The 24,559-nt window shown below is 43.4% G+C and carries 21 protein-coding genes and 1 riboswitch; of the genes, 5 read left to right on the top strand and 16 right to left on the bottom strand.

All coding sequences use genetic code 11. The features are described from left to right. Nucleotides 1–27: 27 nt before the first annotated feature. Genes AC4EHK_RS14725 through glgB form a run of 6 tightly spaced genes read right to left on the bottom strand, consistent with a single transcriptional unit; the run spans nt 28 to nt 8,710 of the window. Entirely contained in the window at nt 28–837 is an 810-nt protein-coding gene (locus AC4EHK_RS14725) for an SDR family oxidoreductase (RefSeq protein WP_490979544.1), read from the bottom strand. A gap of 19 nt (nt 838–856) precedes the next feature. Next, nucleotides 857–3,244: a glycogen/starch/alpha-glucan family phosphorylase gene (gene glgP, locus AC4EHK_RS14720; protein WP_490979543.1), complete on the bottom strand. Its 2,388-nt coding sequence runs from the start codon at nt 3,242–3,244 to the stop codon at nt 857–859. A gap of 15 nt (nt 3,245–3,259) precedes the next feature. Next, a complete protein-coding gene (locus AC4EHK_RS14715; RefSeq protein WP_490979542.1) occupies nt 3,260–4,687 on the bottom strand; it encodes a glycogen synthase in 1,428 nt (475 codons plus the stop codon). Next, nucleotides 4,684–5,706 carry a GlgC family sugar phosphate nucleotidyltransferase gene (locus tag AC4EHK_RS14710; protein ID WP_490979541.1) on the bottom strand — a complete coding sequence of 341 codons (1,023 nt, stop codon included), beginning with the start codon at nt 5,704–5,706 and terminating at the stop codon, nt 4,684–4,686. The genes AC4EHK_RS14715 and AC4EHK_RS14710 overlap by 4 nt, the downstream gene beginning before the upstream one ends. After that, on the bottom strand, nt 5,703–6,854 hold the full coding sequence (locus tag AC4EHK_RS14705) for a glucose-1-phosphate adenylyltransferase (protein WP_490979540.1): 1,152 nt from the start codon (nt 6,852–6,854) through the stop codon (nt 5,703–5,705). The genes AC4EHK_RS14710 and AC4EHK_RS14705 overlap by 4 nt, the downstream gene beginning before the upstream one ends. Next, the gene (glgB, locus tag AC4EHK_RS14700; protein WP_490979539.1) at nt 6,851–8,710 is read right to left on the bottom strand and encodes a 1,4-alpha-glucan branching protein GlgB; all 1,860 of its coding nucleotides are present in this window, start codon (nt 8,708–8,710) and stop codon (nt 6,851–6,853) included. The genes AC4EHK_RS14705 and glgB overlap by 4 nt, the downstream gene beginning before the upstream one ends. A 232-nt stretch (nt 8,711–8,942) precedes the next feature. Here glgB and AC4EHK_RS14695 point away from each other — a divergent pair, with 232 nt between their 5' ends. Both AC4EHK_RS14695 and AC4EHK_RS14690 read left to right on the top strand, forming a co-directional pair. Next, on the top strand, nt 8,943–9,521 hold the full coding sequence (locus tag AC4EHK_RS14695) for an SCO family protein (protein WP_490979538.1): 579 nt from the start codon (nt 8,943–8,945) through the stop codon (nt 9,519–9,521). Between the two features lie 3 nt (nt 9,522–9,524). Beyond that, complete coding sequence (locus AC4EHK_RS14690; RefSeq protein WP_490979537.1) at nt 9,525–9,854, top strand: hypothetical protein; 330 nt, start codon at nt 9,525–9,527, stop codon at nt 9,852–9,854. Nucleotides 9,855–9,903: 49 nt separating this feature from the next. On the opposite strand, the gene AC4EHK_RS14685 is transcribed toward AC4EHK_RS14690, so the two are convergent. Then, entirely contained in the window at nt 9,904–10,944 is a 1,041-nt protein-coding gene (locus AC4EHK_RS14685; RefSeq protein WP_490979536.1) for a lactonase family protein, read from the bottom strand. 178 nt (nt 10,945–11,122) lie between these two features. On the opposite strand from AC4EHK_RS14685, the gene AC4EHK_RS14680 reads away from it, so the two are divergent. After that, nucleotides 11,123–11,683 carry a shikimate kinase gene (locus tag AC4EHK_RS14680; RefSeq protein ID WP_490979535.1) on the top strand — a complete coding sequence of 187 codons (561 nt, stop codon included), beginning with the start codon at nt 11,123–11,125 and terminating at the stop codon, nt 11,681–11,683. A gap of 162 nt (nt 11,684–11,845) precedes the next feature. On the opposite strand, the gene AC4EHK_RS14675 is transcribed toward AC4EHK_RS14680, so the two are convergent. Together AC4EHK_RS14675 and AC4EHK_RS14670 are read right to left on the bottom strand one after the other, a co-directional pair. Then, nucleotides 11,846–13,162 (bottom strand): acetamidase/formamidase family protein, encoded by a 1,317-nt coding sequence (locus tag AC4EHK_RS14675; protein ID WP_490979534.1) that lies wholly within the window; start codon nt 13,160–13,162, stop codon nt 11,846–11,848. Nucleotides 13,163–13,303: 141 nt separating this feature from the next. Further along, nucleotides 13,304–14,713: a hypothetical protein gene (locus tag AC4EHK_RS14670; RefSeq protein ID WP_490979533.1), complete on the bottom strand. Its 1,410-nt coding sequence runs from the start codon at nt 14,711–14,713 to the stop codon at nt 13,304–13,306. Between the two features lie 268 nt (nt 14,714–14,981). Here AC4EHK_RS14670 and AC4EHK_RS14665 point away from each other — a divergent pair, with 268 nt between their 5' ends. After that, nucleotides 14,982–15,890 (top strand): proline dehydrogenase family protein, encoded by a 909-nt coding sequence (locus AC4EHK_RS14665; RefSeq protein ID WP_490979532.1) that lies wholly within the window; start codon nt 14,982–14,984, stop codon nt 15,888–15,890. A gap of 228 nt (nt 15,891–16,118) precedes the next feature. Here AC4EHK_RS14665 and AC4EHK_RS14660 read toward each other — a convergent pair whose 3' ends face one another. Together AC4EHK_RS14660 and AC4EHK_RS14655 are read right to left on the bottom strand one after the other, a co-directional pair. Continuing rightward, nucleotides 16,119–17,057 carry a ring-cleaving dioxygenase gene (locus tag AC4EHK_RS14660; RefSeq protein ID WP_490979531.1) on the bottom strand — a complete coding sequence of 313 codons (939 nt, stop codon included), beginning with the start codon at nt 17,055–17,057 and terminating at the stop codon, nt 16,119–16,121. Between the two features lie 110 nt (nt 17,058–17,167). After that, nucleotides 17,168–17,905: a hypothetical protein gene (locus AC4EHK_RS14655; RefSeq protein WP_490979530.1), complete on the bottom strand. Its 738-nt coding sequence runs from the start codon at nt 17,903–17,905 to the stop codon at nt 17,168–17,170. A gap of 274 nt (nt 17,906–18,179) precedes the next feature. Between AC4EHK_RS14655 and AC4EHK_RS14650 the strand changes: the two genes are divergently transcribed. Continuing rightward, a complete protein-coding gene (locus AC4EHK_RS14650) occupies nt 18,180–19,175 on the top strand; it encodes an alpha/beta hydrolase (protein ID WP_490979529.1) in 996 nt (331 codons plus the stop codon). Nucleotides 19,176–19,706: 531 nt separating this feature from the next. Here the strand turns inward: AC4EHK_RS14650 and AC4EHK_RS14645 are convergent. The 5 genes from AC4EHK_RS14645 to AC4EHK_RS14625 all read right to left on the bottom strand — a co-directional run bounded on the left by AC4EHK_RS14645 (nt 19,707) and on the right by AC4EHK_RS14625 (nt 24,506). After that, nucleotides 19,707–21,023: a nucleobase:cation symporter-2 family protein gene (locus tag AC4EHK_RS14645; protein WP_490979528.1), complete on the bottom strand. Its 1,317-nt coding sequence runs from the start codon at nt 21,021–21,023 to the stop codon at nt 19,707–19,709. Further along, nucleotides 21,020–21,607 (bottom strand): xanthine phosphoribosyltransferase, encoded by a 588-nt coding sequence (locus AC4EHK_RS14640; protein ID WP_490979527.1) that lies wholly within the window; start codon nt 21,605–21,607, stop codon nt 21,020–21,022. Before AC4EHK_RS14640 ends, AC4EHK_RS14645 begins: the two co-directional genes overlap by 4 nt. A 145-nt stretch (nt 21,608–21,752) precedes the next feature. Continuing rightward, nucleotides 21,753–21,854: riboswitch (purine riboswitch) on the bottom strand. Nucleotides 21,855–21,935: 81 nt separating this feature from the next. After that, on the bottom strand, nt 21,936–22,340 hold the full coding sequence (locus AC4EHK_RS14635; protein ID WP_490979526.1) for an acyl-CoA thioesterase: 405 nt from the start codon (nt 22,338–22,340) through the stop codon (nt 21,936–21,938). A gap of 97 nt (nt 22,341–22,437) precedes the next feature. Then, entirely contained in the window at nt 22,438–23,052 is a 615-nt protein-coding gene (locus AC4EHK_RS14630) for a PH domain-containing protein (protein ID WP_490979525.1), read from the bottom strand. A 152-nt stretch (nt 23,053–23,204) separates the two neighbouring features. Further along, complete coding sequence (locus tag AC4EHK_RS14625) at nt 23,205–24,506, bottom strand: DUF4139 domain-containing protein (RefSeq protein WP_490979524.1); 1,302 nt, start codon at nt 24,504–24,506, stop codon at nt 23,205–23,207. Nucleotides 24,507–24,559 lie beyond the last annotated feature (53 nt).

Here is a 24,559-nt window from a genome sequence, read left to right as displayed (position 1 = left end):
TAAGGAAATTCCTTAGCCTGCCTCTATTTAGGTAGACATATAGTCCCCGCCGTTCATATGCAGAAATTGGCCCGTCATATAGGAATTCTGCGGATCAGCCAGAAACACATAGGCTTTCACAAGTTCGTACGGTTGTCCCGGACGTCCTGCTGGCACATCTTCACCAAAACCTTCAGCCACATTTGGATTTAGCCCACCAAAAGTTTTGGTAATCAATGGCGTCCAGATGGGTCCGGGAGCTATGCCGTTCACAGCAATTTCTTCCCGCACCAAACGTCTGGCCAAAGACCGGGTCATGGCCACCATTGCGCCATTGGCACCTGCATAATCAATCAAGTCTGAATGGCCGCGATAAGCATTGATAGAAGCGGTATTGATAATACGCGAGCCTTTTTTCAAATGCGGCAAGGCGGCCCGCGTTAAATAAAACATCGCGAAGGCCTTGATTTCAAAGGTTTTCAGCATTTGCTCATCAGTAATGTCCAATGGTGAAGTTTGAGGATATTGATAGCCTGCGTTGTTGACCAAGATATCCACTTGGCCAAATTCCGTTAACGTGAACTGTACCAATTGGTCACAGTTTTCCGATTTCCCTAAATCTCCACTCAGCGCTTTGGCTTCGCCGCCATAGCCTTCAATTAGTTCGATGGTTTTTTGCGCACCCTCGTCATCACCCAGATGCCCAATAACCACTTTGGCACCTTCTTTAGCGTAAGCAATCGCCACTGCCTGGCCGATGCCGCTGCTGGCACCCGTAACAATGGCTACCTTGCCAGCAAGTGCACCACTGGCTTTATAATCCTTCAAGTCCGTATTATCAAACCCCGTATCGGCCATACTTCCACCCTTTCAGTCTCTAATATAAACTGGGAATTTTCGTTAAATGCCAGACATCGTCCGAATATTGCTGGATGGTGCGATCACTTGAGAAAATGCCGGAAGCTGCGATGTTTTTGACGCACATCTCCGCCCACTTTTCCGGATGCGCATAAGCGTCCAGAATTTGTTCATGCGCTTTTGAATAACTGCGAATATCTTTCAATACAAAAAAAGGATCTCCAGCATTCAGCAGCTGTCCAACAATAAAATCGACATTTGTTTTGCCTTCTGTCCATTCCCCTTTGATCAGCTCTTCCATCAATTGCCCAAGTTCCGGATCCGATTCAATTATTTCTTTCGGATCATAAGATTTTTCTTTTTCGTATTGCATGACCTGCTCAGCACGCATGCCGAAAACAAAGGCATTTTCTTCGCCAGCCTGCTCAAATATTTCGACATTGGCACCGTCAAATGTACCGATTGTCAATGCGCCATTCATCATCAGCTTCATATTGCCTGTTCCTGAAGCTTCTTTAGAAGCTGTTGATATTTGCTCGCTGACATCTGCCGCCGGAATCAGGTACTCGGCTTGTGTCACATTGTAGTTTTCAACAAAAACAACATGAAGATGCTTTCTTGCCAAAGGGTCATTGTTTACTTTTGCAGCTACTGTATTGATCATCTTGATCACTTGCTTAGCAAAGTGGTAGCTCGGTGCTGCTTTTCCGCCAAAAAAGAAAGTCCGTGGGTATGGCCGATAGGTTGGATCCCGCTTGATTCGATCGTACAGCATTTGGATATGAAGGATATTCATCAATTGGCGCTTGTAGCCATGGAACCGTTTAATGTGAATATCAAAAATCGAATCGGGATCCACGATGACGTTTTGGTTGCGTTGAAGATGATGGATCAAGTGCTCTTTTTTTAAGCTTTTGATTGCTTGGAAGTCCTGAAGGAAGGCATGGTTTTGCGCAAAATAATGCAATTCGTTCAATCGCTCAGGTTCCTTGATCCATTGCGGACCAATCGCTTCGGTAATCAAACCGGACAATTCGCGGTTTGATTTGACAAGCCAGCGGCGATGCGAAATGCCGTTGGTTTTGTTATGGAATTTATTTGGAAACTGTTCATTTAGTTCTTTCATTTCACGTTTTTTCAAAATTTCCGTATGCAATTTTGCCACACCATTTACTTTGTAGCTTCCCACTACAGCCAGCACCGCCATTTTAATGATGCCGTTTTCGATGATAGACAATTTGTGAAGAGCTTCTTCATCGAGGTTCTGCTGCTGCAGGCTTTCTTTAAAGCGCTGGTCAATTTCTTGAATGACCATATAAATTCTTGGAAGCAAGGATTGGATCAAACGGCTGTCCCATTTCTCCATTGCTTCTTCCAGAATCGTATGATTTGTATAAGAAATAGTGCGGGTGGTGATATCCCAAGCCTGTTCCCAGTTTAAGGCATGGTCATCAATCAACAAGCGCATCAATTCCGGAACCGCCAAGGCCGGGTGCGTGTCATTGATTTGGATGGCAACATTTTCGGGAAGCTCTTCTATAGGAAAGCTGCGTTCATTTAAAATAGTCTGCAGTGATGCACTGCATAGGAAGTATTGCTGTTTCAAGCGCAGAATTTTCCCAGTATCTAGAGAATCATCCGGGTACAACCGATCTGTAATTTTGGCCGTTTCGTGCTCATAAACCGCGTAATCTTTGTGGCCTGGAAGCGGATGATCTGAAACTTCCGCTTGCCACAATCGAAGAGTATTGACGGTACCGCCATTGGCCCCAACGACCGGCATATCATAAGGCACTGCTTTGACCCACTCCGGGTTCTCTAATTTGACCTTAAGCCCGTCCTGGCCCATGACCAACTGGACATCCCCGTAATACGGAATCTCCACAGCCAGATGATCGCGGCGAACATCGACATTGTGCTTGTCCTGGATCCACTGGGTAGGCTCTTCGGTCTGATGGCCATTCACGAAATGCTGAGTGAACAATCCGCCTTTATAGCGCAGCCCATATCCATGGCCTGGCAGCTCAAGAGAAGCCAGAGAATCTATAAAGCAGGCCGCCAATCTTCCCAGCCCACCATTGCCAAGACCAGGTTCCGTTTCGAGTTCTTCTATCTCTGACAGTTGAAGACCCAATTCATCAAGCCCTTGTTCAACTAGGTCATAGCAATCCAAATTGATCAGATTCTGCCCCAAAACACGTCCGATCAGAAACTCGATAGAAAAATAATATAGCTGTTTTTCGTTATTGTCTTTGTACAATTGATTTGTCCGGTTCCAACGGTCTTGAATCCACTCCTGAGTCATTTCCCAAAGGATTTCATAGACCAGTTCTGAAGTTCTTTCCATTCCTTTGTGTTCTATTCGAGTGACAAAGCTTTTCTTAAACGCTTCTTTGGAAGAAAACATAATTGGCACACCCCTTTAGATTATCCTTTCATAGAGTTTAGCGTATTCTGCCGCAGAGCGCGACCAGGAATAATCACCTTTCATGCCATTTTTTTTGATGGCTTCCCAGTGCTCAGGCTGCTGATAGAAAGCCAGACAGCGAGCGAGGGCAAGCCCAAATGGCTTGCTCTTTGAAAAATCGCTTAAAAATCCATTTCCGGTCTTTAGCTGTTCATCGTATTCGGTTACCGTGTCTTTCAGGCCGCCCGTTTTATTGGCTACCGGGACGGTTCCATAACGCATCGAAATCAACTGACTCAAGCCGCAGGGCTCAAAATGAGACGGCATCAGAAAAATGTCCGCTCCTGCATACAAGAGATGGGCAAAAGCTTCATCAAACCCTACATGAATATAGACTTTGTCAGGAAAATCGGCCGCAAGTTCGCGGAAAAACTGTTCGTATTTCTCTTCTCCCGAACCTAGCAACACAAATTGCAGGTTCTCTTCTGCCAATAAACCAGGAAGCACTTCCTGTAAAACATCAATGCCTTTTTGTCCTGCCAATCTGGAAATCATGGTTAGCAAAGGGACGTCCCCACGCTCTGGAAGTCCGGCTCTCGTTTGAATTGCCCGTTTGTTGACCTGCTTCCCTTCCAAGCTCATGGCATCAAATTCCCGTTCAATAGACAAGTCGGTCGCAGGGTTGTAAACTTCGATGTCGATGCCGTTTAAAATACCAACCAAATCCTGCTCTTTTTTTTGGAGGAAGCTGTTCAATTTTTCTCCATAAAAATCTGTTAAGATTTCATTTCGGTAAGTGGGGCTGACGGTCGTCACTTTATCGACGTAGGAGATGCCCGTTTTCAATGAATTAAAATCACCTTGCCACTCCACGTTCCCAGCATCATAGTGATGTGCCGCCATTTCGAAGTTTTCCATAAAGTCCTGTTTTGAGAACTTCCCTTGGAATTGCAGATTATGAATCGTCAAAACCGTTTTTATTGCTTTAATCGCTGCATACCGCTCATCTTCCTTCAATAGGAATGGCGTCATCGCGGTATGCCAATCGTGCACATGAAGCAAATCTGCCGGCTGTTTCTGACGCAAAATAATTTCCAGCACCGAACGGTTAAAAAAAGCATATCGCTCTAATTCGTTTTCTGCTCGATAGATCTGGTCACCTTTAAAATAACGACCGTTTTCTACAAACAGGAATTTCACACCTGCGTTCTCATATTCGAAAATCCTAAACTCTATTTGCTGTCCTTTAAAATCGAACGTCACCAATTCTTTCGCAACGAATTCAGCGGCATATTCTTCTGCAATTAAACTGTATTTAGGGACGATGACATTGACTTCATGGCCTAATCTTGTAAGCTCTTTCGGCAGCGCACCCATGACATCCGCCAGTCCACCGGCTTTAGCAAAAGGCGCGCATTCTGCTGCTGCCATAATGATTTTCATCGCATGTCCTCCTTAGTGACCTTTTCCCCTTTGCGCAATACAATCGGCTGTTCCGCAGTTCCGTGCAAAACGACCCCTTCACCAATATAAACGTCTTTGTCTGCAATGACATAAGACAAATCACAATTTTCTTCAATAACGCATTTTTGCATAATGATGCACTTCTCGATACGCGCGCTTTTTTTAATATAGACGGCACGGCTAATGATGCTGTCCCTCACTTCGCCCATAATCGTGCTGCCATTTGCGACAAGCGCACGCTCTACATGAGAGCCATTGACGTATCGTGTCGGCGGTTCGTCTTTTACCTTTGTATAAATCGGACAATTCGGCAAAAAGAGCTGTTTTCTATTTTCTTCGTCCAATAACGCAAGTGACGCCTGAAAATAACTTTGAACAGAATCAATAATTGCAAAATAACCTTTGTATTCGTATTCGTTAAATGTATAAGGACTCTTCTTCAAATTAACTACATCTTCGACACTCACTACTTTTTTATCGCGGTGGGTCTGAATCAGTTCAATCAGTAGTTCTTTAGACAAAATATAAGTTTTTAAAGAAACACCATCACTTACAGCTTCTGTAATATCTGCTCCTGAGCGAATATGCTGTTCCAGCATGTCCTTGAAATTCAATTGGCTGACAATAAAACTATTAACCACAACTGCATAAGGCTGAGTGCTCTTCGTGAAAAACTGCATATGCTCTTCTAAGGCCGCAAATGCTCCTACACTTGATATGCCACCATCTCGCTGTGTAACGGGAAGGAAAAAGAGACCATTTTTTCTTCTGTCCAAATCCCAGCTCTTGCCGACGCCAATATGATCCAGCAAGGAGGCAAAAGGATACGTAGGAAATACACCAACCGTATTCACTCCGGCATTTACAAGATTCGATAGCGGAAAGTCGATTAACCGATAGCGTCCCGCAAATGGCACAGAAGAAACAGTCCGCTGCATGGTCAGATCCTGCAGCCCTTCTTTTTTAACAGAGGCGTCCACTACTGCCATTAAGTTCATTTTTCGCCACGCTCCTTCCACTCATCCAATTGCTCTTGAGTCAATAAAACCACTTCGTCTTTCTGGTTCGATACTTCAAATCCTGCTGGCACATCAAATCCAGGCGGCACAATTGCTCGATGAAGCTTGACGTTTTTCCCAATTGTCACTCCGCTCATGACCACACTTTCCGAAAGTGAAGCACCTTCTTCAACCTTTACTTTTTGAAAAATAACCGATTTTGAAACTTCACCAGAGATGATGCACCCCTCATTTACCATGGAGCCTTGAACATTTCCAGTTTCCGTAATGACTTGCGGGGGGAGCTGCGGATTTGAAGAAAAAATACGCCAGCCTGGATCATGCAGGTTCAGTCCGGAATTCAAGTCCAATAAATCCATATTTGCTTCCCATAGGCTTTCGACGGTTCCAACATCTTTCCAATAGCCTTTAAATGGATAGGCAATCATCTTTTCGCCTTTTTGTAGCATAGCAGGCAGAATATCCTTTCCGAAGTCATGGGAAGATGATTCATCAACATTATCTGTCTCCAAATACTCTTTCAACTTTTCCCATTTGAACACATAAACTCCCATGGAAGCCAGGTTGCTTTTTGGATTTTCGGGCTTCTCGTCAAATTCCTTCACGTCCATTTGATCGTTGACGTTAATGACTCCAAATCGGCTGGCTTCCTCCCATGGGACTTCCAAAACGGAAATTGTCACATCCGCATCACGCTCTTTATGGTAATCGACCAATAATTCATAATCCATTTTGTAAATATGGTCTCCTGAAAGAATCAGCACATATTCCGGATCACAGGATTGAAGAAAACTGATGTTTTGATAAATCGCACTGGCTGTTCCGGCATACCATTTGATGCCGTCAATTTCTGCATAAGGCGGAAGCATGGTGACGCCGCCATTGTGGCGATCCAAATCCCATGGAGTGCCCAATCCAATATACTCATGCAAAACATGGGGCTGGTACTGCGTCAAAACACCGACGGTTTCAATGCCTGAATTTGTACAATTTGATAGTGGAAAATCGATGATTCGATATTTTCCGCCAAACGGAAGTGCGGGTTTGGCTATGGTATAAGTTAATGACTTCAACCGGCTTCCTTGTCCGCCGGCCAATAGCATTGCGACTACTTTATCGTTCATCATGCTTCACTCCCATCCTGTTTTTGTTTCCATATGCTAAGCGTAAATGCAGGTAAATCCATTTCCACGGAATATGGCAGGTCATCGTATGGATCGTCTAACGTTCCAACAATATCTCCTTGGCCATCGTTTCCTGTTGTAAAAATTTTTTCATATTTTGTGTTTTTCGGAACACCCAGCTTAAATTTTTCATAACGATGGCTCGAAAAATTGCAGACAATAATGCGCTCATCCTCCGGCATATACCCTCTTCGAATGAAAGCCGCAACACTTTGCTCATTATTATCTGCATCAATCCAGGAAAAGCCGTCTGGATGGTCATCTAATTCAAAAAATGCTTTTTCCGTTTTGTAAAAATCCAGCAGCTCTCTTGTATAATCAGCCATCTTCTTATGTTCTTCTGCTTCCAATGAAGCCCAGTCCAACTCTGGTTTAAATTCCCATTCTTCAAAATGGCCAAATTCCTGGCCCATGAACAATAATTTTTTGCCGGGATGGGCAATCCAAAAACCGAGGAGCAGCCGCAATTGAAGAAAGCGCTCCTCCAGCGTTCCTGGAAGTTTGTTTAACAGTGAACCTCTTCCATTCACCACTTCATCATGGGACAGTGCCAGAAGATAACGCTCCTCGTACTGGTAGACAAGAGAAAAGTTCATTTTTTGATGTGCTTCAGAACGTTCGGAAGGCTGGATTTCCATGTAATCCAAGGTGTCGCGCATCCACCCAAAATTCCATTTATAGTGAAAGCCGACTCCCCCTTCAGAAACCTCATGGGTTACTTTTGGATAATGCCAGGCATCTTCGGCAATCAATAAGGTTTCCGGATAAAACTCCCTTAAACTATTCGTCAGTTTCCGTAAAAAATCGGTGCCTTCTTGGTTATGTGGACGCTCTTTTCTGTTTGGAATGAACAACAAACAAACCAGTGCATCCATCCGGAAACCATCAAACTTAAACTCCTTTAGCCAATAATGGGCGCTGGACATCAGAAAACTGACAACTTCTCCTTTTTGAATATCAAAGTTCAAAGTTCCCCAGTCAGGATTGGCACGCCGCTCTTCACGCCCATCCTCGTACAAGAGACTGCCATTAAATAGAGCCAACGCATGTTCATCGACACAGAAATGGCCAGGGACCCAATCCAGAATCAACCCAATTTTATTTTCTGCACATTGTGCGATAAAGTATTTTAAATCATCCGCTGTGCCATAACGGCTGGTTGCCGCAAAGTAGCCAGTAGTTTGGTATCCCCAAGATTCATCCAATGGATGCTCTGTAATGGGCATAATTTCTATATGGGTAAAACCCATATCCAAAATATACGGAATCAGTACTGAAGCCAGTTCACGGTAGTTTAAAAAACCGCCATGTTCGTTGCGCTTCCACGTTCCGATATGTAATTCGTAAATTGCCATCGGTTTTTCGCGGTGATCGTTGTTTTGAATTTTCTTTTGCTGCAAAACGGCTTTCGTCCATGTATGCTTGGAGGGTGCGGCCACTACCGATTTTGTTTTTGGTCTCATCTCTCCTTCAAGTGCATAAGGATCTGACTTTCGTAACTGCTTGCCATCCGTCGTTTCGATAAAGTATTCATATGAATAACCAGTCATGTTAAGAGGAGTCTGGGTATGCCAGACTGTTGCATCCAATGGGTGTTGCTCCATTTGAAAAATCTCTTCTTCAAGACTTTCAGGACCTGTACAAGCTACCGCTACCTTGGCCACATCCGGAACCCAAAGCGTAAATCTTGTTTCATCTGCAGTTGCATGTGCTCCAAAATATAGATAAGCATCTTTCATCAGCCCAGCATGGAAAGAATCCAGCAGTTCCTGAGTAAGACGGCTTTGTAGGTCATTCATGTTCACACCTCCACATTTTTTACAGTTTCGCGTCTTCTGTTAATTCTACGCAAGCGCTGCAAATTCCTTGTTATAATAGATAATTGTTCAAAAATTTAGATAAATTGAGACGTGTGTACACTTTCTGTTCGAAATGTTTACACATTTCTTTTCTCCTATACCCTTGTTTGAAGAAAGAATATCCTCTACTCTTAGAAAGATAGCTGTTTTATTGAAAGAGAGGCTTAAATTTGTGCGAAAATATAGAGCATTATTGCTGGCTGTTTTCTTTAGCTTTTTTTTAGCTGCATGCAACCAAGGCATTGAAGACCCGCTCGAGTGGGAACTAGAAGAATTTACTTTCACCAATCATAATAACGAAGATTTTGGCCTGGCTGACTTAGAAGGCGAAGTTTGGCTTGCTGATTTTGTGTTTACTAACTGCACCACAGTCTGCCTCCCAATGATGGCCAATATGACAGACTTGCAGACACAACTGGAAGCTGAAGGATTGGATGTCCAAATTGTCTCTTTTAGTGTAGATCCAGCGTTTGATAAGCCCGAAATTTTGAAATCCTATGCGGAAAATTACGGTGCTGATTTATCCAGCTGGAACTTGCTGACTGGCTATACACCTCAAGAAATCGATGAGTTTGCCATGGATAATTTTGAGACGTTAGCAAGAAAACCTGAAAATGATGATCAAGTCATTCACGGCACTTACTTTTATCTGATCGATCAGGAAGGTGTCATCATGAAATCATATGACGGATTAAATCCACCGGTTGAAGAGATTTTAGCGGATGCGGAAATCCTATTGGCGGAGGAATAGCAGATGAAACAGAAGAAAATTTGGATGATTGTGGCCTTTCTTGCTGCTGCCGTGTTGCTTGTACTGTTTTTCATTCCCCGTGAAAATGTTCCGGCACCAGAAAGCCGCGTGATTCTGGAGCATTCGTTTAGAACGTATATCGCACCATCCTGTTTCGAACAGGCAGATGCCACGAACTTCCTGGAAGAATCGACATTGGAAGCAGCCCAAGAACTCAACTATCCTCCACATTCCCCCTGCACCGAAAAAGCATTTGCCGGCAATCAGGACAGCGGTTTTATCCAACTGCTGAAAGAATTGGGCATTATGGAAAAAGAATCAACGGATTGGTAATAAAAAACAGCCAGAGAAGAAATTCTCTGGCTGTTTTCCGTTATTCCCTTCACTTAATGACCTTGACGCAAACTGGAGCGGTGGTCTGTACGGTATTTTCAACAGTACAAGGAGCACCTGAACCGACGATTTTTAAAACCACGAGTGTGTGTGAATTTTCATTTGCCACTACCATCCAAACATTTCCGGGAATTAAAGCAAAATGTCTCGGTCCTTCCCCTCCTGAACCGGTCAATCCGATGTTTTCCAAGGTCCCATTTTCTTGAATAGCAAACGATGCAATGCTGTCGTGTCCGCGGTTGGATGCATAGACAAAAAGGCCATCGCTTGAAACAGCAATTTCTGCGCTGGTATTTTTTCCAGTATAGCCGTCAGGTATTAGGGGCAGCAGCTGCAAAAATTCCAATTGTCCGTCCCCGTTGATCTTGTAAACCAACAGCGTGGAATTAATCTCGTTTAAGGAATAAACAAAAGGTTTGTTGGGGTGAAAGCTTAAATGACGCGGACCCGCCCCTGCTTCTGTTTGCACTTTGTATTTTAACGTTAATGCCCCCGTATCAGCGTTCAGTTTATAAGTGGTGATCGTATCTGTTCCCAAATCCGATACAAGAAACAGGTTTTTCCCCGGAACTTGTATAATGGAGTGCGGATGAGCGGCATCTTGTCTTTCTGCATTCGGTCCGAACCCTTCGTGTTTCACTGAAGCAGCCAATTCGCCTATCGCTCCATTTGTATGGAGAGGATAAACATTAACAGTCGCGCCCGAATATGTAACAGCTAGCAGCCATTGCCCAGTTTCATCGATGGTGACATGAGCTGGATGATCGCCATTTGAGCTTTGGCGATTGATCTCCACTATTTTTTGGGCTACTGGATAGATCCAATAACTGACAAGTTCGCCATTGCCCACTTCACTGGTAGCAACAAAACTCGTGCCAGTTGGATGGACAGCGATAAAAGAAGGACGTTCGATTCCCGATATCCCCATTACTTCTGTCAATTCTCCTGCAGTATCTTCAAATTCCCAAAGTTTGATGCCTGGTTCTGTTTCTGACGAATACGATCCTGTTAGCAGGTAGCTGGATGCCATCAAATTCCTCCTTGATTTCGAATGCAAAACAAGCGTTTCCGCTCCTAGCAGGGTAGGGCCTGAACGCAATTTCTTCGTCCAGTTTTAATTTTTTAAATTTCCGTGAGTTTCTGAAGCAAATGAGTTAAAGTAAGCAATGAAACCCGACCATTCTATTATACGAGAAAGAAGGTTATCCATGAGAAATTTCGGTTTATCCATCAGGGAAAAAAGCATTGTGTGCATCGGATTTATGGGAGTCGGAAAAACAACCGTTGGAAAATTGCTTGCCCAAAAGCTTTACCGCAATTTTGTAGACATTGATGTGGAGATCGAAAAAGAATTTGCCATGCCGATTCCGCAAATTTTCGAAACTTATGGGGAGCAAACCTTTCGTGCCAAAGAAAAAGAATTGATTTTACACTATAGCCAACAACCGCTGAACATCATTTCTGTCGGCGGTGGTGCTTTTTTGCAAAAAGAAATACAGGACATCTGCATGGCCAATTGCATCGTCCTGTTTCTCGATATTTCGTGGGAATCGTGGAAAGATCGCATTCATATTCTCGTTGATAACCGGCCTTTGTTGCAAAAGCGCTCTCTTGAAGACATGAAAACGCTGTTTCTCGAACGGCAATCTATCTACTCAGTAAATCATTCAAAGTTCCAAGTGGATAATTTCAAAGCGGAAGAAGCCGCTGAATATTTGGCAGACGCCTTAAAATTATCCTGGGAAATCCACGCACCCCAGTCAAATTAAAACAGAAACTCCGCCATCTCTACATGGCGGTTTTTTTCATGTTCTATTCTGCAGATGCGGCTGGGTCCTCGAGATCATAAGTTATTCCAGCTAGGCGGCAAAGAACACCGCCTTTCCGGCACGCCTTATGCTTGTCGGGCCTAAACAGCCGCATCCGCTTTTTTAAGAGTATTGTGCCTTTGCCAGGTCAAACAATCCGGCTCTTTTTAAATAATGTTCAGGTGCCAGGAATGTGATGGTCACTACTCCAGGATGTCGCCCAATTTCAATTGATCCCGTTATCGTAGCCCGATTCATAATTTCCGGCACGGTAACATCAAAGAGATCGGCTGCTCGCTGCAAGCCATTTTCTGTCGCATCATTCAACGTCGGCCCAGTCCCCACGAAAGAAATTGGCAACGATTCCTCCAGCTTGTCTATCTTCCATTTTTCCGCAAGCTGACGGGCTGTCTCTCGCTCTTTTTGTGTAAAAGGTTTAGCAGTATAAGGCAGATCTTCCACATTTGGCAGCAAAATCGGTCCTGCGTTATTTAGCCCTTTGACAACATGAACCTCCAAGTGAACGATTCCAGAAACGTCCGAAGTATGTCCGGCAATTTCTCCATCTCCCTGCATGGCGTGCATATCACCAAGGTAAATACCGCCTCCCGGTACTTTTACCGGACAAATCAATATTGCTCCGTCACGGACACGGCTAATGTCCATATGGCCATCTGTTCGGTGCGTCTCCAACTCTTCCTGCGTACTCGCATATTCATGTGGAGCCCCAACAAGAAATGAACCAAAATCCCCGGCGTTGTGTGAATCAGGGGTCGGACGGGAAGGCGTTGTTCCCAGCTGCCCCAAAAATGGCCGCATTCGCGCGATGGTTCCAACCAAATCATGAGGAGCAAACGTCACAATCGGATTTTGCACAGAATTCTCAGGTGTTTTCATATAACCACGGCCATCTTCGGCAATCGTTTCAGCTGCTTCTTTCGACAACGTGATTCCTACATCACCTTTTTCTCCGAAAAACATCGTGTAGCCATTTGTAAAAACAAATGGTGTAACATCCGCATCGCATTTGGCACAGCGGATCGCTTCGCTGCCAACGCCTTTAATAACCGTATCCGGATACATCGTTCCACATCCCGGGCATTTTACCGCGATAAAAGGATCTCCAAGAAAACGGCCTTCCACTGGACTGTCATTTCCTGAAGCAGTAGCATGAGACGTGACTTCGACTGACTTGATCTTAATGACAATTGCATCCCCTGGTTCTGCACCTTCGACATAAACTGGCTGTGTCACTTCATGCCCGCCACGTATACAAGGCGTAATCATTGGTCCCCAGCATCCGGGGGCTGTATGGGCAATGATATGGCCGCCGTCTTTTATCGGCCCAAGCATTTCTTTTCCAGGATCCAAGACACCATCGACATACCGATTAACCAACAAAGTCTCCACTGCAGTTTTCGTCTGGACTTTTTTCTCCACTTTTTCTGCCTCCCTTATTTTAATATTCAGTTTTTTAAAATTATACGCTATGGGTTGTAAGCTTTCAATTTTCCGCTTTATATTTCCATAGAAAAAACGCATGAGAGTCTTTTGAGACTTGCATGCGTTTCGAGAACTTATTCATAAATGAATTGCCGTTTGGATGAATAATTGAACCATAATGTAAAAAGCGACAGCAAACTTCAAATTGAATTGAAGGCCGTTGCGGATGCCGCTCAATCCATTGACACTGCTCAAAATAATAACCGGCATGACAAAAGGCGATAAAATGATGGAGATAACGCTTCCTGAAGTTACCGCGAGCACTACCAATTCTGGCGGATACGGGAAAGGAATTGCTTCTAACACTCCCGTCACCAATACTATGACTGGCAGCGGACCTAAACCGATAAATCCCAAGAAAATAACAATGAATGGGACCAGGAACAGAACATTCAGTACAGGAATAATACTCGTCAAATAGTTCATGCCATCGATTACATAGTCACCTACATTCGACTGATTCAGTGCATAAATCAATAATCCCGCAGCAACTAAAATGCTAAACTGCTGCGCTTGTTTAGCAATGCCAGTAGACAAGTAGTAGCGGGCTTCCACCGCAAAACTGGAAGGTTTTCTTTTGATCAAAAAATACATTAGGGTCCACCCAAGAATCACCAATGGAATGGTCAACAAAAATTCCAAGCCGGTCACTTCGTGCACAAAGAAAATGGTCCCAAACAACGAAATAAACAGAAAGACAAATTCCGCGACGTCTTTGTTCCATTTCCCTTGATTGCGTGAATTCTTCATGGCTTTATCGATTTCCTGTTTCAAGACATAGGTAAAATCCACACCGTATTTCTTTTCCTGAAAATAAGAGAAAATAACCGACAAAATCGTACCCGCGAAAGCGAAAGCGAATCCGAGCGCCATCGATTTCCAAAGAGTCGCTTCCAGCGCTTCCACTGCGAAGATAAAGCTGGGAATGCTGATGACCCATAAGGTAGATAATCCAAAGCCACGCAAAATAGCTGTGCCCTTAAAGTTTTCCCACGCCTCATCTTTATGCTCTTTTAAAAATGTATCGATAAAGCGATACATCATCGGCACCACCCCAAAGAGAAGAAAATGGGAAATCACTTGCGTCATTGCCATCAGACCAAAATAGAATTTTTGGCTCTGATTTAGTAAATTATGCGCAAAACTCATAATCTCTTCTATATAAGGCTCTTCTTTCAAAACCCAGCTGATCATTGGCACAATCAACAGCAGACCAATCAGGCTTCTCATCTGCTGCAATCCTTCGACGATGTCCATCTCAAAGGAATTGCTTGTGAAAAACAGCACAGCCAATGCCGTAACTACTAAAAAGAGTTGGAGTTGAATTTTTTTAAACGGCAGCAAGAGCAGAGCCGACAATAAGAGGAGCACACCTAAAATTGGAAGAAGCATGGTTAATAGAACACTCTCAAAAAAGTAGGTGATAAAATGCACGAAGGCATATGCTGAAACGGAAAAAATAAATCCCTGAGCAGCTTTTTGTTTCATTTCATCCCCCCTAGTTTCGCCATCATCTTTTCCTATTCTACACCTTTTGCAAGGGACATCTTTCGAATCCCGCGAATTCCTCTGGGATTCAACTTGACGACTTGAGGTGGCGGCAATTTCACAGCTGCACTCAAAGATTTTTTGTTTTCAGTTAATATGTGATATGCTCTGAGGTAACAATGATCGTATTTCATTGAGCAGACATTTCCCTTGGATAAAAGGCTTGCCATATTAATATCGTGTTCTCATAGTATAGGAGGAAATAAACGTGGGTGTAACAAGAAGCTTCTTCATTGCCTTATCTAAAAATCAAGTGCTGAACAGCGGCGCTAAAAGATGGGGTTTGAAACTCGGCGCCGGGAAAGTGGTGGCCGGAACTGACATCAAAAGTATGATGCAGTCAGTCAAGGAACTTAATGCGGATGGAATTAGTGCTACAATCGATAATTTGGGCGAATTTGTTCAGACTAGAGAAGAAGCAACGCATGCCAAAGAAGCTATCCTGGAAACACTCGAAGCGATTCAAGTTCATGGTGTAAATGCACACATGTCCATCAAATTGACCCAAATCGGTCTAGATGTTGACTTTTCTTTTTGCCTGAAAAACATTCAGGAAATTGTCGCAGCAGCTGCCAATTATGATATTTTCATTAACTTGGATATGGAAGATTATGATCATCTGCAGCAAACACTGGACATCCTAGACGTCTTGCTGAAAGAATACGATAATGTCGGAACTGTCATCCAAGCCTATTTGTACCGAGCTGAAAAAGACGTGGAAAATCTCAAAAATGTTCGCCTTCGCCTTGTAAAAGGTGCTTACAAAGAAAGCCCGGAAGTTTCTCTTCAGGAGAAAAAAGAGATTGATGAAAATTATTTGAAGCTCATCAAAATCCACCTTCAAGCTCCCGGATACACATCAATCGCAACGCATGATCATCATATTATTGAACAAGTAAAAGCATTTGTAACAGAAAAAGAGATTCCGCTGCATAGCTTTGAGTTTCAGATGCTCTATGGCTTTCGTACCGAAATGCAAAAGGATCTGGCAAAAGAGGGGTTTGCGTTCACGACTTACGTGCCGTTTGGCCAAGACTGGTATGCCTACTATATGAGAAGACTGGCTGAGAGACCTCAAAATATCAATTTGGCCTTGAAAAGTTTTGTCTCTAAATAGAAAAAAAGCCCCTTCAGAAATTTTCTGAACGGGCTCTTTTTCTATCAATTCGGTTAAACAAATGCTGGTAGAAAAACTATTACGGCTGCTTCCGCTTTTCTTTTTGTCCAGCTCCAGCAGCCAGCCCCTCGAGTCGCTTCAGCCTTTCCAGCAATGGCGAAGACCGCCATTACCGGCAAGGCTTCCAGCGCTTGTCGGGACTAAACGGCTGCTTCCGCTTTTCTTTTTTCAATCCAAATTTCTTACTTGGATTGGCTGCAGGTCTTGCTGAAGATTTTTTCTGTGTCTTTCGTATTGCAGCGGCAGCATCAATGCTTCGCCGAGCGATTCTGGAGATTCATCTATTGCAAATCCTGGGGAATCAGTTGCGATTTCAAATAAAATGTCTCCGTATTCCCGGAAGTAGATGGCGTTAAAGTAATTGCGGTCCTGAACAGGGGTTACACCCAATCCATAAGCCTCCACATGTTCTTTCCAGTCGAGTTGATCGGCATCATCTTGTGCACGCCAAGCAATGTGGTGGACCGTTCCAACACCCATTTGTCCGGTTCCGACTGGAGACAATTTCACATCAATGATATTGCCCAGGTCGCTTGCTGCGCGGAAACGCAAGAGATCGCCTTCTTCTCCGATTTTCTCAAGACCCATAACTGTTTCCAATAATTCAGCCGTTTTGTCAGCATTGGCTGTAAACAAAGTGGCTCCACCAAATCCTTTGATCGCAACTCCTTCTTCCACTTCACCGATAGTCCAGCTGTTTGGCTCTCCCTGTTCTCTTTCGACCAGTTCCAAATGCAAGCCATGCGGGTCATCAAATGTTAAGTACTGCTCTTCAAAACGCTGTGTTTTTGAAAATGGCACTTTGAATTTTTCCAATCTGTTTTCCCAGAAAGTTAAAGCTCCAACAGGTACTGCATAGGTGGTGACACCCACTTGTCCATCTCCAATTTTGCCTTTATAGGCATCTCCCCATGGAAAGAACGTGATGACGGTTCCCGGTTTCGCGGTTTCATCACCAAAATACAAGTGATACGTTCCTGGATCATCAAAATTTACTGTTTTTTTAACTAATCGCAAGCCCAATATTCCTGCGTAAAAGTCCACATTTTCCTGCGGGTCACCAACAATTGCGGTAATGTGGTGAATTCCCATTGACTTCTTCGTCATTCTTCAGCACTCCTTTAGTGTTAAATCTATGTGCCTATCTTACCATCATATTATCTCGAATTAAAAGTATTGACGCTCGTATCTAAAATTGGATTTTGTAGATCAAACTATCATTTCGGTCGATTGTCTTTATGCTGTTCCAACTGCTCTTCTCTTTGATTCTTGATTTCCTCCAAACTTTCTTTGCTATCTTCCTTATCTTCTTCAATTTCTTGTTTGATTTGATGTTCTTCAGTTTTAGAAATATTCGACTTTTCCTGTTCTATTTCTATTTGCTCTTTCTGCTGTTCTTTAATTTCCTCAACTTTTTCTACATCATCCTGATATTGCTCTTCCACTTCAGAGGTAGAAGGCAGAAACGGGTCTTCGTTGAAATCTACTCGTCTGCCATAACGCAGCATATCGTAAATAATCAGTCCATTGTTTGGCATTCCATTAGCTGTTTTCATTGGGACAATATCAAACAATACATAGTAAAATGCATAAAAAACAAACCGGTCCCAAAAAGTGGCATACTCTTCCAGCATGCCATTCGCTAATAAGGCGTTTATTGTAACGGCCACTACCAGATTCACTAGAATTGGACCCGCGTAAAGCGATACGTAGGCAAATTTCCCTTCTCTTTTCAATGAATCATACGAATACCAGCTATACAAATGATAATATTTTCGTATATCGAACATCCCTATTTTAATAATCCTTGCCCCCGAGCCAATTGTCATCCGCGGGTTTTTAACACCCAAGATCAAGCTCATCAACAAATAACCGGATTCTCTTAAAAAGACTACAACCGGTAAAATAATAAATGCAGAAATTACTAATGAAACTAAATCAGCTAATCCGAACATTCGCTCACTCCTTCTCGAAAGCTCAAAAAGCTCTACCTCATAAGTTACCCGTATTATGTTTCATTCCTGCTTATCTAGCATTACAAACATGTTTCAATTTAATAAATTTAATCTGTTTTCTACTATCTTTTTCGTGTTAGCATAGCTATTATATAAAGAAGTGAAAAATCACAGACAGTTCGAAAATTTTAGGTTGCATCTTGTTAAGTGAGGTAGTACATATTCAGTCGTCGTTGCAATTAGCAATAAAAATTCACTTTAAAGGGTGGGTACTTTGGGAGCTAAACTCATACATTGGAATCGAAAAAAATGGATCATCCCTTTTTTCCTGATAGCGCTATTATTTGGAGCGGTCACTTTTGGAGAAATCACCTCTTCTCCCGATGCTTCTGCTTCCATACAAATTGCAGGATCTGCTGCCTTCAGCTCCCCACCCAACATCAATGAAATCAATAAGCGGGTCCACATTGTTAAAAACTTGTCCTACAGCGAATCGACTAACAGCTTTTTGGATGTTTATTATCCTAAACACGCAGCCGCTTCCATGCCAGTCATTTTGTGGATTCATGGAGGGGGCTATGTCGGCGGCTCTAAAGAAAGTCGTCAAGACTATGCAATGGCTTTAGCGAATGCTGGCTACGTAGTGGCGAATATTGATTATGCATTAGCCCCAGAATCTCTTTATCCAGGTCCAGTTGTTCAGGCAAATAAAGCACTCGCTTATATGCAGCTTCATGCTGCTGAATACGGCGGCGACATGAACCGTGTGTTTATAGGCGGTGATTCAGCAGGAGCACAGATCGCCAGTCAAGTTGCCGCGCTTGTATCAAGCGTAGAATTGGCTGAAACAATGGCAATTCAACCAGCCGTTTCCACCAGTCAACTTCGAGGAACATTGCTTTTGTGTGGCTTGTACAACTTAGACTCAGTCAGAGCCACTGCGTTCCCCAATATCGATGTTTATTTATCAGCTTACACAGGAGCAGAGCCATTCGAATCATTCCAGAGGATTGATGAACTGTCGACGGTCCAACATGTCACTCCTGACTTTCCGCCCGCCTTTATCACAGTCGGTGATGCAGATCCTTTTGTGTCGCAATCCACTGAACTGGCAGATGTTCTGCAATCCCATAATGTTCAGGTCAGTTCCGTCTTTTTTGAAGGTACCCAAAAAAACCTGAAGCACGAGTATCAATACGATTTAAGCACAAAAGATGCACGGGAAACGCTCGACAAAACTCTTCAATTCCTTTTCATCCACAGCCAATAAAACAAAAAAAAAACGAGCAAGCCACTTATTTGTGGCTTGCTAGTTAGAGCTTGCAGATAAAAGAATATTTACAAGACAAAATGAATAAAGTATCATTTGGTCGGGTTTTATACGGAATCCTGCGCTCCAGACGGACGCTTTCCGCGGACGAAGCGCTGAGCCTCCTCGTCGCAAGCTCCTGTGGGGTCTCATCACTCCGTTCTCCCGCAGGAGTCGCCGTCTTGCGCTCCGAATTCTTGCGTGAAGTAATGAACAAGATTGTCGGAACTCGTGTAACTTAGAAATGACGAGCAGGCTTTTCTCTTCGATTAGAACCACACGCTCCCAACCGGGCTGGCCGCGTAGACTCCTGTGGCCCAGCGAGAGCTGAAGACCCCGCAGGAACGGCAGTGACGAGGAGGCTGAAGCTTGAGCCCACGGAAAGCGAAGTGGCCGGACCGGTTGGGACTATGCACGGCCATTCATTTTGGTAAGCCTTTGTCTACAGTCTGAAACGAGCAAGCCACTTATTTGTGGCTTGCTCGTTGTTATTTATCCTTGATTTATGGCGCTTTCCCTTACAATAGCTGCAGCGCGTTTCCGTTTTTTAGAAGGCAGCATGTTAAACAAGATATTCAGAACAATAGCAGTAACACTGCCGGCAACGATTCCGTTGCTTGTCAAAATTTGAATGCTCGAAGGCAGTTGAACAAACAACTCAGGAACTACAGTAACCCCAAGTCCGATTCCGACTGCACAGGCAATAATCATGGAATTCTCTTGAGACTCGGTAATGATTGTGCTCAGCATTTTTATCCCCTGTGCAATGACCATCCCAAACATCGCAATCATGGCTCCGCCTAGGACAGATGGGGGGATAATCGTTGTCACAGCTGCAATTTTTGGAACAAATCCGAGAGTAATCAGCATAATGCCCGCAATCAGAATGATTTTGCGTGACTTGACGCCAGACATTTGGATCAATCCCACGTTTTGTGAAAATGCAGTATACGGAAACGAGTTGAATATTCCTCCCAATATAATGGCTAATCCTTCTGCTCGGTATCCTTTTGCCAGGTCTTTCTCGGCAATTTTCTTTTTCGTAATGTCACCAAGTGCAAAGTAAACGCCCGTCGATTCTACCAATGACACCATTGCGACCAAAATCATCGTCAAAATAGCTGGCCATTCAAAAGTCGGTGCTCCAAAATAAAAAGGTTCTACCATGTGGAAGTACGAGGCATCAGCGATAGGAGAAAAATCTACTTTTCCGTAAAAAGCAGCAACAATCGTTCCCACAACCAATCCCACCAAAATGGAAATGGCTCTCAGAAAACCTGTAGAAAACCGGTACATGAGCACGATAAAAAAGAGAGTACCGAAAGACAGTCCAATATTGACGAGTGATCCAAAATCACTTGCTCCCTGTCCGCCCCCCATATTGTTGATAGCTACAGGAATTAACGTGATTCCGATGATGGTAACTACTGTTCCAGTAACAACCGGCGGGAAAAATCGAACCAAGCTGCCGAAAAATCCGCTGATTAAAACTACGAACACTCCCGAAACGAGAATTGCTCCGTAAATAGCGGAAATGCCATATTGCCCTCCAATGGCAATCATCGGTCCAACCGCAGTAAACGTACAGCCAAGAACAACCGGAAGGCCTATCCCAAAAAAACGATTGCTGACAATTTGAAGAATGGTGGCTACACCGCAAAGCAGAATATCAATTGCAACCAGGTACGTCAATTGTTCAGCTGTCAGCCCAAGAGCCTCCCCGACAATAAGCGGCACCAAAACCGCTCCTGCGTACATGGCCAGTACATGTTGAAATCCTAAAGCTGTTTCGCCCAGTGCTTTTTTCATTGGTTTTTCGCCTCCTCAAAAAATGTCACTTGCCCATTTTCCAAAGATGAAATGTTTGCCAATGTTTCCACACGGATGCCACGCTCTCGAAGCAAGCTTCCCCCCGGTTGAAACCCTTTTTCGATGACAATACCAATTCCAGCCAATCTTGCGCCTGCTTGTTCAACAATGTCCAATAAACCAAGTGCTGCTTGGCCATTGGCAAGAAAATCGTCCATCACCAACACCACGTCGTCTTTCTGCAGAAAATCTTTTGACACTGAAATTTCATTGGTTTCATTTTTTGTATACGAGTGAACACTTGCTGTGTATAAATGATCCACTAATGTCAGGGATTTGCGCTTTCTTGCAAAAACCGCTGGTACACCTAAAACCAACCCTGTCATCATTGCAGGTGCGATTCCAGAGGACTCCAAAGTTAAAATTTTTGTGATGCCGCCTTCTTTAAAACGCAAAGCGAATTCTTCACCAATCGCCTGCATTAGCGGTGGGTCAATTTGATGATTTAAAAATGAATCTACTTTCAATACCGACTCCGACAAGACTTTGCCGTCCGATAAAATTTTGTCTTTTAACTTTTTCATGCTGTCAGCTCCTATTCTGTCACGGCTGAAGACATAAAAAAAGCCCTCAGAACGTGCATCCATCCATACCATGAGTGGAGCAATGTCCTTCGAGCTTAAATTCGAAAGGAAACAAAAAGAAAAGACGCCTAAAAAGGCGCAATTCTCATGCTTCGTTGCTTCTCATAGTCAGTTCGTTTACGGCAAACCGGTAGAAACTTGCGGGCCATATCCCCGCGATTATATGAGTAAATTGTATTTGAATGGTTTTATTATAGCACGCTGTTTTCGCATTTCAACAGAGCTGCAACTTAAAAAAGTATTCCTTTTATTCAGATAAAACAATCCTTTACTCGTCTTTCTCTTCCCATAAATGCTTGCCCAACTCTTGGCGAATTGTATCCGGAATTGCCTCGGATTCCTGAGCATTCAAGTTGTAATTCACGTAGACCGCAACATTTTTCGCACAAAGATTGCCGTCTTGATGCAGCTCTTCATACAATTCAAGACTGCTGCTGCCAATTTTTTTGACCCAGACATGTACTTCAACGTCTCGCCCGTAATAAAGTTGTCCTACAAATTCTAAAGTGGTTTTAACGATGACCATTTTCCAGTTCGTAAAATCATGATCAGGTGTAAACAGATCAAATATTGGCTTTCTGCCTGCTTCAAACCATACAGGCAAGGTCGTATTGTTGATATGCCCAACCGCATCTGTCTCGGAAACTCTTGGCGTCACTATTGTTTTATACATAAACGCTCTCCTAAACTTATTAGTTTTTTATTCGCAGGTATTGCAAAACCAAATCACTAAAAAAGATGGCACCGATTTGGCAGCCACCTTTCCTCGTTTAATTGTTGATGTATTTTTCAAACACATCGCCAAAATCTTTAACATGGTACTGGTTGCGGACAGAAGTCATCCAAGTAAACCCAAAATCAGTCAGCTTTGAGTACTGATCATCCAATGCCACTTCTCCGGTTCTAGAATTTTGAAGCACAGTTACTGCTTTTTCAAGGCTATCATTGGCCATACCAATAATAATTGAGTTTTCATGAGTATTTTCGGCAATTCTTAACAGTGATTTGTACAGATCGGTTAAGCGGTCTGCCTGCTGCTTTTGAACATCAATTTTGAATGGAATTGTTCCTACAACAAAGGCAATTTCTACATCCAAGTCGATTTTTCCGGCAGTTTCGAGAACCACACTTGAAATCGTATACTGAGAATACGGGTAGCGTTTTAAAGTGCGTTTAGATGACATTGCACTATCTCCGTCAACATGAATAATGGCAAGGTTCGTGAAGCAGTATTCGTCGGCTTTTGTCTTGATCAAAAAATAAATTTTTTCTCCATCTTCATACATAACATAATCATCAGAATCCGTTTTGTCAAAATCTTGCGGATCAATAATTTTTCCGATATCTGATAAACCCAGTGCCTCTGAAGCCATCTTTTTAAACATCTCGCCATTCCCCTTTTTCCATATAATAGTGGTTTGTTCAATTTTAGTGTATCAAAGAAACAGACAAAGGACATCTACAAAAGGGAATCCTGTTTTTCAAGCTCCTCAAAATGAAACGAGCTGCCCTTCAGCCACTATACTCAACTCTTCATCTAGTTGACTGGCTTGCCCTCGGTTCTATCTACTTTATAAGTAAATTCCATATCTACTTCCTTCTCTGCAGGGATGCGTACACGAAACTCCAGTTCATTTGACTGGACCAACTCATAGTCATGACTGGACGATTCCATCTGCCAAATCTGTTCGTGAATTTGGTGATTAACCTCAATTCGCACGGATTCCGATTTTTGGTTTTGCAGTTTGTATACATACGTCACATAGTCAAATTGGCCGTGTCGTTCACGCTTTTTCTCCCAGCTTTTGCTGACAATATCAAATGCTTCGCCTATGGAAAAAGATATTTTTTGCTGTGGTGCAGTGTGGCCAATGGCATTTTCTCCGGCAAATTCCATTTCCCCGTCCAGGTCCTGTTCATATACTTTGATAGTCCCTTTAGGCAAGGGAATACCAAGATTATTTTCAACTGTATTGTCAAACTCCACAATCACCTTTGCCTGCTGGCTGTCGGGTGTCACTTTATACAGCTTACGGAAAACCACGTTCTGTACCTTTTGGAAACTGATTTGCTTAACCTGTCCGTTCAGCAAGCTTACTGGATGCGCAATGCTATACGTGTGGTAATCAGCAAAGCTGTGTTCATGGAAAGAAGATTCCGGTTCCTCGGCTTTCGCAAAAAGCCTTGCCTGTGCATGTAATGGATGTGATTCCACATAGCGGCTAACCTTGCCAGCAGTTAATTTGAAACGGCTGTCAAAAAAACTAATCCCACTGTTATTGGACAGTTGGACCCATCCCAAGAGATTTAGCTCGGCTCCACGAATCTCTGCGACATAACTGGCATGCCACTCCAAGCCTTGAGTCAAATAGGAAATTTTCGCTTCCACATCTGACTCTATCGAAGCGACTTTCCATACTAATGCAGGTTTCGTCAATAGCCCTTCCGGCAAGGATGGCAAAATGAGTTCACCTATTGGATCAATCACGACTTCTTTCGTGTCGACGCGTTCTCCAACAAGACTCCCGGAAATACTGAGCAAGCGGATCTGCATCTCCTCATTGAGTTCTGCATTTCTTACCGTAATAACATCATCAATGTATTTTTCCAAAAGTTTTTCTTTGCTGATGACATTGTAATTATGGCTTTGTTCCAAAACGTGCAGACCATCGATCAGCACCGATTCTGTCTCAATCCCTGAGGCGACATCCATAAATTCAATTTCAGTCACTTCTGCATTCCCTGGAATTATTCGCGTCTCTTTGATCAATCCGAATCCGCCATTGTAGACGGTCAAACTTAAAGCTGTCTGATGATCACGCGTTGACTGGAATTTCATGCGGACCTCTCCTTTGCTAAGAGCTAATTTGCCTGTTCAAAGCCGAACCTTCC

Source organism: Planococcus sp. TJ-307, assembly GCF_058268435.1.
The sequence above is the reverse complement of the archived record's forward strand: the minus strand, read 5'-3'. Positions and strand labels throughout refer to the sequence as shown.